We start from the raw sequence: 11,609 nt of genomic DNA, 5'->3' as shown, positions 1-11,609 counted from the left end.
GCAGTCTGTCCACGCAACTGGGGGGATTGCACAGAGGGGAACAGTACGCACCATGCACGCAGCGCAACCAGGAACGGCGCCCGCCTCCCGCGACACGGGGTCCGGCGGCGGGGACCCGCGCCTCTCGTGGAGCACCGCCACCCCCGACCGCGCGCCCGCGCTCCGCCACCGCCGCGACGGCATCCTGCCGACGGTGGGCGCGGCGCTGTCGGTGCGCGGCGAGACCCTCACGTGCACGGCGGCGCGGGGCAACCAGCCGCCGGTGCTCCACCCCCTCGTCCAGGACTTCCTCGACACGCTCACGAGCGGGCAGCGGGAGCGCTTCACCGGGCGCTGCCCGGAGGCGATCCTGCTGTCGCGGCACCTGGTCGCCGCGGAGGGCAACCGGTCCAAACGGGCCCGGCGCAAACCGCTGACGGCCGGCGAGGCCAGGCGTTCCCTGAAGAACGCCAAGATCACGGCCCGGCGGATCCGCGAGGACGGCGATCCGCTCCACGGCACCTACGCCGCGCCGTGCCGCTCGTGTGCCGCCCTCCTCGCGCACTTCGGTGTACGTTCCGTCGATCCGACCTCGTCCCACCAGAACGGCTGACCCCACCCGCCATGCCCGACCTGAACACCACCCGCTTCTCCGTCGCCGTGGACGCCGCCCTGCGGGAGGCCGGCTGGCAGCCGGGCCGCTGGGACATCGAGCAGGCCGAGCGGTGGGCCGACGCACTGCGGGCCCACACGTCCCCGGCCGGGCACCGGCACAGCGTGTTCCCGGCGGCGGTGGAGGTGTGGGCCGAGTTCGGGGGGCTGCGGATCGCGCCCCCCGGTCAGGGGCGCCAGATCGCGCCGAGTCCGCTGCTGCTGGACCCGCTGGCGGGGCTGCACCTGGCGCGGAGCCTGTCGGACCTGGGGCGGGCGCTGGAGACCGAGCTGGCGCCGCTGGGGGCCGAGGGGGACGGCCGCGGCGTGCTGGCCATCGACGTGGAGGGGCGGGTGTACGGGCTGGACCACGCGGGCGACTGGTACCTGGGCCCGGACATCGACCACGCCCTGACGGCCCTGATCACCGGCGTCCAACCCACCCGCCTCACCAGCCCCTGAGCAACCGCCCACGACACCCCGGCGCCGCCCCCACCCGACCACCGGGACCACCCGACCGCCGGGGCCACCCACCGGGAACACCGGACCGCCAGGGTCACCCACCCCCGGCCACCGGGGCCCCGGCCACCGGGCCCCGGCCACCGGGGTCACCGAACTCCCCCGCCCACCGGGAGGACGGCCGAGACGCGGAAGCCGCCCTCGTCCGTGGGGCCCGAGACGAACACGCCGCCCAGCGCCGTCACCCGCTCCCGCATGCCGATCAGGCCGTTGCCGCCGCTGGGGAGGCGGGCGCTGGCGGTGGCCGCGTCGCAGGGACCGTTCTCCACCTGCATGGCGACCTCCTCGCCCCGGTGGGCGAGGCGTACGACGACCCTGGCGCCCGCCGCGTGCTTGTGGACGTTGGTCAGGGCCTCCTGCACCACCCGGTACGCGGTCTGCTCGACCTCCGGGGCGTACGCGCGGGCCTCGCCCTGGACGAGCAGTTCGACGACCGTCCCCGCCGCGCGGGACTGCTCGACGAGCTCCTCGACACCGCCGAGCCCCGGCCCGGCCCCGTCCTCCGCCGCGAACGCACCGGCGGCAGGAGCGGCGGGAGCAGCGGAAGGAGCAGAGGCGCCGGAAGCGGCGGAGGCGGCGGCTGCCGCGGCCCGCCCCACGGAGGCCAGCGGCTCCCCCGCGGACGCCGGCGGCTCCCCCGGGGACGCGGCGGACGGCGCCCCGGCCGCCGGCTGTGCCGGTTCCGCGCGCAGGACCCCCAGCATCTCCCGCAGCTCCGTCAGCGCCTGCCGCCCCATCTCCCCCACGAGCGCCGCGTTCCTGACCGCCTTCTGCGGGTCCTTCAGCGCCACCGCCTGGAGCGCCGCCGCGTGCACGACCATGAGACTCACCCGGTGGGCGACCACGTCGTGCATCTCGCGCGCGATGCGGGTCCGCTCCTCCGTGCGGGCGAGCTGGGCGCGCTGCTCCGCCTGGTCGGCCAGGAGGGACAGCTCCTGCTCCAGGGAGTCGGCGCGCTCGCGCAGGCTCTCCATGAGCCGCCGCCGCGCCCCTATGTAGAGCCCGAACAGGAGGGGCGGCGCGGTCAGCCCGACCGACATGAAGACCGACACGAGCGGCACGTACCAGGAGCCGGGGTCGAAGTCGGAGGCGGCGACGTCCTGCCGCAGCCGCACGAAGGTGACGAGGAAGACCGCGACGAGCGACATGCCGGCGAGCGCCGCGGTGATCCGCCGCGGCACGTCGGAGGCGGCGAGGGTGTACAGGCCGACGACGGCCATGAGGTAACCCATCTCGGCCGGTGTGACGGCGACGGAGACGAGGACGACGGCGATGGGCCAGCGCCGCCGCAGGACGAGCACCGATCCGGCGGCCAGTCCGAACAGCGCCCCCACCGCCGCCGGCACGTGGACGCCCTCGGCGAAGCCGACGCCCTCGCCCGCGCATTCCAGGGCCGAGAGGACCCCGAGTCCGATGTCCAGCGCGGCTCCGCGCCGCCTCCCCCACCACCCGAATCCCCGGGCGGTCATGCCCGTGGCGTCCTGGTGTGCCCCCGTTGTGGTCATGCATCCCAGCCTACGGGCGGCCCCCGCAGGTCCGCCGGGCACCGTCGCACGGAGGCCGGTCGGTACGGCATAGTGTTGCGTGCCGGTCCGGCGACCCGACCTCGTGTCCGGTTCAACCGGGTTGATCCCCCATGGTGTAATCAGGCAGCACTGCGGGTTTTGGTCCCGTATGTTCAGGTTCGAATCCTGATGGGGGAGCCAGTCGCGGCACGTCCGCGCGGGTCCTGGCCTCCGCGGCCGGGACCCGCCCTCGTTTCCCCTGCGAAACCCCCCGGTATCCTGCGGGTGTCCACCACCCGAAGCCGAAGGGCCACCCGTGAGCGCCAACCCCCCGGCCGCAGTCATCGTCCTCGCCGCGGGTGAGGGCACCCGCATGAAGTCCAAGACCCCGAAGGTCCTGCACGAGATCTGCGGCCGCTCCCTCGTCGGACACGTCGTCTCCGCCGCGCGCGAGCTGGACCCCGAGCACCTCTGCGTCGTCGTCGGCCACGCCCGCGAGCAGGTCGCCGCGCACCTCCAGGAGCACTACGCCGGGACGCGCACCGCCGTCCAGTACGAGCAGAACGGCACCGGGCACGCGGTCCGCATGGCGCTGGAGGAGCTGGGGCGGGTCGACGGCACCGTGGTCGTGGTGTGCGGCGACACCCCGCTGCTGTCCGGGCGGACGCTGGGCGCGCTGGCCGCGACGCACGCCGCGGACGGCAACGCCGTCACCGTGCTGACCGCCGAGGTGCCGGACGCGACCGGCTACGGCCGCATCGTCCGCGACCCGGCCACGGGCGCCGTCACCGCGATCGTGGAGCACAAGGACGCCAGCGACGAGCAGCGGGCCGTCCGGGAGATCAACTCCGGCGTGTTCGCGTTCGACGGGCGGCTCCTCGCGAAGGCGCTGGGCGAGGTCCGCACGGACAACAGCCAGGGCGAGGAGTACCTCACCGACGTGCTGGGCATCCTGCGCGAGGCCGGGCACCGCGTGGGCGCGTCCGTCGCGGGCGACCACCGCGAGATCCTCGGCATCAACAACCGCGTCCAGCTCTCCGAGGCCCGCGCGCTGCTCAACCGGCGCCTCCTGGAGCGCGCCATGGCGGACGGCGTGACGGTGATCGACCCGGCGTCCGTGCAGGTCGACGTCACCGTGACGTTCGAGCGGGACGCGGTGGTCCACCCGGGTACGCAGCTGCTGGGCGCCACGCACGTCGCGGAGGACGCCGAGGTCGGCCCGAACACCCGCCTGCGGGACACCCAGGTCGGCCGGGGCGCCCGCGTGGACAACACCGTCGCGGACTCCGCCGTGATCGGCGAGGGCGCCTCCGTGGGCCCGTACGCGTACCTCCGCCCGGGGACGCGGCTCGGCGTCAAGAGCAAGATCGGCACCTACGTCGAGACGAAGAACGCGACGATCGGCGAGGGCACGAAGGTCCCGCACCTGTCGTACGTCGGCGACGCCACCATCGGCGAGTACACGAACATCGGCGCCGCGAGCGTCTTCGTGAACTACGACGGCGAGAAGAAGCACCACACGACGATCGGGTCCCACTGCAAGACCGGGTCGGACAACATGTTTGTGGCTCCTGTCACGGTCGGGGACGGCGCCTACACGGCCGCCGGCTCCGTGATCACCAAGGACGTCCCGGCCGGCGCGTTGGCCGTGGCCCGTGGCCAGCAGCGGAATATCGAGGGCTGGGTGGCCCGGAAGCGGCCCGGCAGCGCCGCCGCCCAGGCCGCCACGGCGGCGGCCGGAGAGACCGGCGGCGAAGGCTGACCGAAAACACGTACGTCGTACTGGGCGTACCGTGATACGTGCACACAAATTCGGCTGGTTCGCGGCGCACGGGACACGCGGCCAGAGAACACGTCTGAGGAGACAGTGCTGTGACCGGGATCAAGACGACCGGCGAGAAGAAGCTGATGCTCTTCTCCGGCCGCGCCCACCCCGAGCTGGCCGAGGAGGTCGCACATCAGCTGGGTGTCGATCTGGTGCCGACGAAGGTCTTCGACTTCGCCAACGGTGAGATCTACGTCCGCTACCAGGAGTCGGCGCGAGGCGCGGACTGCTTCCTGATCCAGAGCCACACGGCTCCGATCAACAAGTGGATCATGGAACAGCTCATCATGATCGACGCTCTGAAGCGGGCCTCCGCCGCGAGCATCACCGTGATCATCCCGTCCTACGGCTACGCCCGGCAGGACAAGAAGCACAAGGGCCGCGAGCCGATCTCGGCGCGCCTCGTCGCGGACCTGCTGAAGTGCGCGGGCGCGGACCGCATCCTCACCGTGGACCTGCACACCGACCAGATCCAGGGCTTCTTCGACGGCCCGGTCGACCACCTGACCGCGCTGCCGGTCCTCGCGGACTACGTGGGCGCGAAGGTCGACCGCTCCAAGCTGACCGTCGTCTCCCCGGACGCCGGCCGCGTACGGGTCGCCGACCGCTGGTGCGACCGGCTGGACGCCCCGCTGGCCATCGTCCACAAGCGCCGCGACAAGGACGTCGCCAACCAGGTGACCGTCCACGAGGTCGTCGGCGAGGTCAAGGGCCGCGTGTGCATCCTGGTCGACGACATGATCGACACGGGTGGCACGATCTGCGCCGCCGCCGACGCGCTGTTCGCGCACGGCGCCGAGGACGTCATCGTCACCGCGACGCACGGCATCCTCTCCGGCCCGGCCGCGGACCGGCTGAAGAACTCCAAGGTGAGCGAGTTCGTGCTCACCAACACGCTGCCGACGCCGGGCGAGCTGGAGCTGGAGAAGATCACGGTGCTGTCGATCGCGCCGACGATCGCCCGCGCGGTGCGCGAGGTGTTCGAGGACGGCTCGGTCACCAGCCTCTTCGAAGAGCAGCAGTAGCCGGTACCCGATGCGCGGCACCGCCGCGAAGGCCGCCTCCCCCGCCCGGGGAGGCGGCCTTCGCCGTCCGGGGGCCGTCCGGGGGCCGTCCGGGTCGGGCCGTCCGCGGGCCCCGGTGATCGGATTGGGTGCGCCGCGGAACGCCGAGTAGACTGTCGGAGTTGCTCGGCGAGGGAGGCCGTGGTCCGTACGACCGCGGCGGTCCGTTATCGACGCGCTCTTCGTAGCAGGCCAGTCCAGTCGTGGCCGAGTGACCGCGACCAGATGTCCGCCCCCGCATACGAGGAGTGCGCCATGTCCGAAGTGAAGCTCACCGCCGAGACCCGCAGCGAGTTCGGCAAGGGTGCCGCCCGCCGCATCCGCCGCGCCAACAAGGTCCCGGGCGTCCTGTACGGCCACGGCACCGACCCGGTCCACCTGACCCTGCCGGGCCACGACCTGATGATGGCCCTGAAGACGTCGAACGCCCTGCTCGCCCTGGAGCTCGACGGCAAGACCGAGCTGGCCATCCCGAAGGCCGTCCAGCGCGACCCGCTGAAGGGCTTCATCGAGCACGTCGACCTGCTGCTCGTGAACCGCGGCGAGCAGGTCAACGTCGAGATCCCGGTCCACACCGAGGGCGAGCTGGCCCCGGGCGGCAACCTGCTGGAGCACGTGCTGAACGCGCTGCCGGTCGAGGCCGAGGCCACCCACATCCCCGAGGCCCTGACCGTCTCCGTCGAGGGCCTGGAGGCCGGCGCCTCCGTCCTCGCCAAGGACATCACCCTGCCGAAGGGCGTCTCCCTCGCCGTCGACGCGGACACCGTCGTCCTGCAGGTCCTGGCCGCGCAGGCCGAGGAGCCGGCCGCCGAGGGCGAAGAGGCCACCGAGGCCTGAGCATCGGTTTCGGCCTGATGTCGTCGTGGGGGGTGCGTCCAGCACCCCCCACACCCCTATCCGGAGGCACACGCAGATGACGGACGCCAGCGCCCCCTGGCTGATCGCGGGGCTGGGGAACCCGGGGCCCGGCTACGCCGGGAACCGGCACAACGTCGGCTTCATGGTGGCCGACCTCCTCGCCCAGCGGATCGGCGGCTCCTTCAAGCGGCACGGCAAGGCGCAGGCGCAGGTCCTGGAGGGGCGGCTGGGACTCCCCGGCCCGTCCGGCCGGCGGGTCGTGCTCGCCAAGCCGATGTCGTACATGAACCTCTCCGGCGGGCCCGTGGTCGCCCTGCGGGACTTCTACAAGGTGCCCACGCACCAGATCGTGGCCGTCCACGACGAGCTGGACATCGACTACGGCACGCTGCGCCTCAAGCTGGGCGGCGGCGACAACGGCCACAACGGCCTCAAGTCGATGACGAAGGCGATGGGCCCGGAGTACCACCGGGTGCGGTTCGGGATCGGGCGCCCGCCCGGCCGGATGCCGGTCGCGGACTTCGTCCTCAAGGACTTCTCCTCCGCCGAGCGCAAGGAGCTCGACTACTTCGTGGACCGCGCGGCCGACGCCGTCGAGGCGCTGGTCACCGAGGGCCTGGAGCGGGCGCAGTCCGCGTACAACTCCTGACGGGCCGCCCACCGGAATTGACCGGGCGCGGCCCCATGGCCAAGGATCGCGCCCCATGAGCCCGAAGCAGCGGATCCCCGTGCTCCCGTACGCCCGTGTCGCCGCCCTGGCGCTGGTCGCCCTGGTGCTGGTGGTCGCGGGCGTCCGGGCGTCCTGGGGCACCGCGCAGCACGTGCTGCTCTCCGAGGGCCGCGTGCACGGCACCATGACGGTCACCGGCTGCGGCGACGAGGTGTGCACGGGCCGCTTCGTCCCGGACGGGCCCGCCGCGCCGCCCCGGACGGACATGACGATCGCCCGGTCCGTCGCCGTCGAGGAGGGCGGCCGGTACGAGGTCGTCGTGAAGCCCGACACGACCGAGGCCGTGCGCACCGGCTGGGCCGGCGGGCTGCACGCGTGGCTGCCGCTGGGCGGTGCGCTGCTGCTCGCGTCCCTGGTCATCGGCGGCGGGCTGCGCTGGACCCGCGCCGCCTGGGCGTCGGGGGCGGCCGGCGGGGCGGTGCTGGTGGCGTCGTTCCTGATGCTCTGACGATGCGTCACATGCGGTCGGACGGCCGGGTCGTGGCAGAACCGGTGCGGACTTCCGTACAACCGAACGCGATGTGACCCAACCGTTATCGGGGCCGCGGGGAGCAAATGGAATACATCCGTCCGGATGCCTCCGATCGCCCTTGACTGGCGTGCGGCGCCACAGGAAGCTGAGCCGCCCCCCACGGCACAGTCACCTCTCACGTTGGACTGCCCATGCGCACCCTTTCGAAGACCACCGGCGCCCTGGTGGCGGCTGCGGCCTGCTGCCTGACGCTCGCCCCCACCGCCCACGCCACCAACGGCGACAACGGCACCGTCAAGATCCACGACGCGGAGACCGGCGAGGAGCTCAAGAAGAACGAGCCCAAGGTCTGCGCGTTCTACCTCGACGCCTTCCGCTTCGACGCCGCCCAGAAGGTCACCTGGCAGATCCATGCCTGGGCCGAGAACGACGTCGAGAAGGGCACGGCCGTCAAGAACGGCTCGATCACCCTGGACGGCGAGGGCCACGGCCGCACCGAGGACATGACCCTCCCCGACGGTCAGTACAAGCTGTCCTGGAACTGGGAGGGCGAGAAGGGGCAGGCCAAGTCCAAGGTCTTCAAGTCCGACTGCCCGGACGTGGCGCCGGGCCCGTCCGACACCCCGAGCGGGAACCCCTCCGGGACCCCTTCGGAGAACCCCTCCGGGACCCCCTCGCAGGACCCGTCCGGGACGCCCTCGGGGAACCCGTCCGGGGGCCCGTCGGAGAACCCCGGGTCCCCCGCGACCTCGCCGTCCCCGTCCGTGGCGCCGGGCGCCCCGGCGCCGTCCGGGACCGCCCCGGGCGGGACCGCGCCGACCGTCGCGCCGTCCCCGTCCCCGTCCGAGGGCTCCTCCACCGGTGACCTGGCCGAGACCGGCAGCGGCGCCCCCGTCGGCGTCCTCGCCGCCCTCGCCGCCGTGCTCGTCGCCGGTGGCGCCCTCCTGGTGGCGCGCCGCCGCAGGGTCCGGCAGCACTGACGACGCGCCCCGCGTGCGTGAACGGGCGGGCCCCCGCCGGAGCGACTCCGGCGGGGGCCCGTCCGCGTGCGGGGCGCGCGGTCAGCCGGTGTTGCGCAGACCGGCCGCCACGCCGTTCACGGTGAGCAGCAGCGCCCGGGCGAGCAGCGGGTCGGCCGGCTCGTCGGCGGCGGCCGCGTCGCGCTGCCGCTTCAGCAGCGCCACCTGGAGGTAGGAGATCGGGTCCAGGTAGGCGTCGCGGATCGCGAACGTCTGCTTCAGCGCGGGCTGCGCGTCCAGCAGTTCGCGCTCGCCGGTGATCCGCAGGACCTGCTCCACGGTGAGGGCGTGCTCGGCCTCGATGGCGGCGAAGACGTGCTTCAGCGGCTCGGGCACGAGCGTGTCGACGTAGTGGCGGGCGATCCGCAGGTCCGTCTTGGCGAGGGTCATCTCGACGTTCGACAGGAAGTTGCGGAAGAAGTGCCACTTCTCGTACATCTCGCCGAGCACGTCGTCCAGGCCCGCGTCGCGCAGCGCCTTCAGGCCGGAGCCCACGCCGTACCAGCCGGGCACGATCTGCCGCGACTGCGTCCAGCCGAACACCCACGGGATGGCCCGCAGGCCGTCGAGCCCGGCGCCCGAGTCGGGGCGGCGGGACGGCCGGGAGCCGAGGTGCAGCTCCGCGAGCTGGTCGACCGGGGTGGAGGCGAAGAAGTACGCCGGGAGGTCCGGGTCCTCGACGAGCGCCCGGTACGCCGTGTGGGCGGCCTCGGAGACCGTGTCCATCGCCGCGTCCCAGCGGGCCAGGGCCTCCTGCGGCTGGCGCGGCCCCGTGTGCAGGGCGGACGCCTGGAGCGTCGCGGCGACGGTCAGCTCCAGGTTCTCCCGGGCCAGGGACGGGATGAGGTACTTGTCGGAGATGACCTCGCCCTGCTCGGTGACCTTGATCTCGCCCTCCAGGGTGCCCCAGGGCTGGGCGAGGATCGCGTCGTGCGAGGGGCCGCCGCCGCGGCCGACCGTGCCCCCGCGGCCGTGGAACAGCCGGAGGCGGACGCCGTAGCGGTGGGCCACGTCGCGCAGTCTGCGCTGGGCGCGGTGGATCTCCCACTGGGAGGTGGTGATGCCGCCGAACTTCGACGAGTCGGAGTAACCGAGCATGACCTCCTGCACGTCGCCGCGGAGCGAGACGAGCCGTCGGTACGACGGGTCGGCGAGCATGTCGTTGAGGATGACGTCCGCGGCCCTCAGCTCGTCGGTCGTCTCCAGCAGCGGCACGATGCCGATCTTCGCCCAGCCGGCGTGCAGGTCGATCAGCCCCGCCTCGCGCGCGAGGACGGCGGCGGCGAACACGTCGTCGGCGCCCTGGCACATCGAGATGATGTACGACTCGATGACCTCGGGCCCGAACCGCTCGAACGCCTCCTTCACCGTGTGGAAGACGCCGAGGGTCTTCTCCCCGGCCGCGTCGAGCGGCGCCGGCGTCGGGGCGAGCGGGCGCCGGGAGCGCAGCTCCTTGGCGAGCAGCTTCTGCCGGTACTCGCGGGGCATGTCCGCGTACCGCCACGACTCCTCGCCGAGCCGGTCGAACAACTGGCCGAGGGCGTGGTGGTGGGCGTCGGCGTGCTCGCGGACGTCCATCGTGGCGAGCTGGAGGCCGAACGCGGACAGGGTGCGGATGGTGCGGTCCAGGTGGCCGTCGGCGAGGAGGCCGCCCCGGTGCTCGCGCAGCGAGGTCTGGATGAGGGCGAGGTCCCGGAGCAGCTCGGCCGTGCCGAGGTAGTCGCGGCCCTCCTGGTGCGGGGTGCCCTGGGCGAGGCGCTCGCGGGTGTTGACCAGCTTCTGCCGGATGCAGGTCGCCTTGAGCCGGTACGGCTCCTCGGCGTTCAGCCGCTTGTAGCGGGGGCTGATCTCGGGCAGGCGGTCCAGGTCCTGCTGGAGGGAGTCGAGGAGCTCCTGCGTGGCGCCGGCGTACCGGATGGAGTTGGACAGCAGGCCGCGCAGCTCGTCGATCGTCTCGATGGCGTCGGTGAGGCCGTGCTCGTGCTGGAGGATCAGCACCTCCCAGGTGACGGCCGGGGTCACGTTGGGGTTGCCGTCGCGGTCGCCGCCGATCCAGGTGCCGAAGGTCAGCGGGCGGGTGCCGGGCGGCAGCTCGACGCCGACCCGCTCCAGCTCGGCGGCGAGGTCCTCCAGGACGTCGCCGACCGCGCCGGCGTGCAGCTCGTCCAGGTAGTAGATGGCGTTGCGGGCCTCGTCGGCCGGCTCGGGGCGGACCACGCGGAGCTCGTCGGTCTGCCAGATGAGGTCGATGTTCTCCGCGAGCCGCAGGTCGTGGCGACGGCGGTCGGTGGCGGTGACCGGCTCGTCGAGGAGGGCGGCGATCCGGCGGAGCTTGTTCAGCACGGAGCGGCGCGCGGCCTCGGTCGGGTGCGCGGTGAAGACCGGACGGACGTTGAGGTTGCGGACCGTCTCGCGGACGTGCTCCGGGTCGCCGTCCTTGAGCATGTCGGCCGTACGGGCGAGCAGGCCGCCCTCGGCGGCGCGGCGGGCGCGCATCTCGCGGCCCCGGTGGACCTGTTCGGTGACGTTGGCGAGGTGGAAGTAGGTCGAGAAGGCTCGGACCAGCCGGGCGGCGGTCTCCAGGTCGGTGTCGCCGAGCAGCTCGGCGGCGGCCTCGCCGTCCTCGCGGGTCAGGCGGCGGACCTTCTCGACGAGCTCGAGGAGCTCGGGCCCTTCCTGCCGTACGAGCGTCTCGCCCAGCAGGTCACCCAGTCGTCGGATGTCGGCGCGCAGCTCGGCGCTGGCGGAAGGGGTCTGGTCGGCACTGCTCACAGGTGCGGCTCCTTGCAGTGATGAGCACGTCTGGAGGGGGTACTGCTGAGGTGTCCCCCGGGATCGCCCCTTCGCACTACCGGCCGGTTTGCGCGAGGCGGTCCCAGCGGGACGCTGCGGACCGCGCTGTCCGACGACACCCAGGATAGGTGTCCGTCCGGGCCGCGCCGATCGCAGCCCTCTTGCCGCGGGCCCGGGCGCTGCCATACTTACGT

Annotated in this window: 10 protein-coding genes and 1 tRNA gene; 9 read left to right on the top strand and 2 right to left on the bottom strand. The window is 73.1% G+C overall.

From position 1 onward, the window contains the following. The first annotated feature begins 52 nt into the window (after positions 1–52). Together RND61_RS27670 and RND61_RS27665 are read left to right on the top strand one after the other, a co-directional pair. On the top strand, positions 53–592 hold the full coding sequence (locus RND61_RS27670) for a YwqJ-related putative deaminase (protein ID WP_315880853.1): 540 nt from the start codon (positions 53–55) through the stop codon (positions 590–592). Between the two features lie 11 nt (positions 593–603). Then, the gene (locus RND61_RS27665) at positions 604–1,092 is read left to right on the top strand and encodes an SUKH-3 domain-containing protein (RefSeq protein WP_315880852.1); all 489 of its coding nucleotides are present in this window, start codon (positions 604–606) and stop codon (positions 1,090–1,092) included. 146 nt (positions 1,093–1,238) lie between these two features. On the opposite strand, the gene RND61_RS27660 is transcribed toward RND61_RS27665, so the two are convergent. Then, positions 1,239–2,654 (bottom strand): sensor histidine kinase, encoded by a 1,416-nt coding sequence (locus RND61_RS27660; protein ID WP_315880851.1) that lies wholly within the window; start codon positions 2,652–2,654, stop codon positions 1,239–1,241. A gap of 125 nt (positions 2,655–2,779) precedes the next feature. Between RND61_RS27660 and RND61_RS27655 the strand changes: the two genes are divergently transcribed. The 7 genes from RND61_RS27655 (at position 2,780) to RND61_RS27625 (ending at position 8,583) form a co-directional block, all read left to right on the top strand. Then, positions 2,780–2,855 (top strand) — tRNA-Gln (locus tag RND61_RS27655). Between the two features lie 115 nt (positions 2,856–2,970). After that, positions 2,971–4,416 carry a bifunctional UDP-N-acetylglucosamine diphosphorylase/glucosamine-1-phosphate N-acetyltransferase GlmU gene (gene glmU, locus RND61_RS27650; protein WP_315880850.1) on the top strand — a complete coding sequence of 482 codons (1,446 nt, stop codon included), beginning with the start codon at positions 2,971–2,973 and terminating at the stop codon, positions 4,414–4,416. A 110-nt stretch (positions 4,417–4,526) separates the two neighbouring features. After that, complete coding sequence (locus RND61_RS27645; RefSeq protein WP_315880849.1) at positions 4,527–5,504, top strand: ribose-phosphate diphosphokinase; 978 nt, start codon at positions 4,527–4,529, stop codon at positions 5,502–5,504. A 294-nt stretch (positions 5,505–5,798) separates the two neighbouring features. Beyond that, the gene (locus RND61_RS27640; protein WP_315880848.1) at positions 5,799–6,380 is read left to right on the top strand and encodes a 50S ribosomal protein L25/general stress protein Ctc; all 582 of its coding nucleotides are present in this window, start codon (positions 5,799–5,801) and stop codon (positions 6,378–6,380) included. Positions 6,381–6,456: 76 nt separating this feature from the next. After that, complete coding sequence (gene pth, locus RND61_RS27635) at positions 6,457–7,050, top strand: aminoacyl-tRNA hydrolase (RefSeq protein ID WP_315880847.1); 594 nt, start codon at positions 6,457–6,459, stop codon at positions 7,048–7,050. A gap of 55 nt (positions 7,051–7,105) precedes the next feature. After that, complete coding sequence (locus tag RND61_RS27630; protein WP_315880846.1) at positions 7,106–7,579, top strand: hypothetical protein; 474 nt, start codon at positions 7,106–7,108, stop codon at positions 7,577–7,579. A 215-nt stretch (positions 7,580–7,794) separates the two neighbouring features. Further along, positions 7,795–8,583: an LPXTG cell wall anchor domain-containing protein gene (locus RND61_RS27625; protein ID WP_315880845.1), complete on the top strand. Its 789-nt coding sequence runs from the start codon at positions 7,795–7,797 to the stop codon at positions 8,581–8,583. Positions 8,584–8,664: 81 nt separating this feature from the next. On the opposite strand, the gene ppc is transcribed toward RND61_RS27625, so the two are convergent. Next, a complete protein-coding gene (gene ppc / locus RND61_RS27620; protein ID WP_315880844.1) occupies positions 8,665–11,394 on the bottom strand; it encodes a phosphoenolpyruvate carboxylase in 2,730 nt (909 codons plus the stop codon). Between the last annotated feature and the right edge of the window lie 215 nt (positions 11,395–11,609).

Origin of the sequence: Streptomyces tamarix (genome assembly GCF_032423885.1) — a bacterium.
GTDB classification, from domain to species: Bacteria; Actinomycetota; Actinomycetes; order Streptomycetales; family Streptomycetaceae; genus Streptomyces; species Streptomyces tamarix.
The sequence above is the reverse complement of the archived record's forward strand: the minus strand, read 5'-3'. Positions and strand labels throughout refer to the sequence as shown.

Excerpts from the sequence above, each read along its gene's own strand:
- RND61_RS27670 (WP_315880853.1), top strand. The coding sequence starts at position 53 with ATGCACGCAGCGCAACCAGGAACGGCGCCCGCCTCCCGCGACACGGGG.
- RND61_RS27665 (WP_315880852.1), top strand. The coding sequence starts at position 604 with ATGCCCGACCTGAACACCACCCGCTTCTCCGTCGCCGTGGACGCCGCC.
- RND61_RS27660 (WP_315880851.1), bottom strand. The coding sequence starts at position 2,654 with ATGACCACAACGGGGGCACACCAGGACGCCACGGGCATGACCGCCCGG.
- RND61_RS27640 (WP_315880848.1), top strand. The coding sequence starts at position 5,799 with ATGTCCGAAGTGAAGCTCACCGCCGAGACCCGCAGCGAGTTCGGCAAG.
- pth (WP_315880847.1), top strand. The coding sequence starts at position 6,457 with ATGACGGACGCCAGCGCCCCCTGGCTGATCGCGGGGCTGGGGAACCCG.
- RND61_RS27630 (WP_315880846.1), top strand. The coding sequence starts at position 7,106 with ATGAGCCCGAAGCAGCGGATCCCCGTGCTCCCGTACGCCCGTGTCGCC.
- RND61_RS27625 (WP_315880845.1), top strand. The coding sequence starts at position 7,795 with ATGCGCACCCTTTCGAAGACCACCGGCGCCCTGGTGGCGGCTGCGGCC.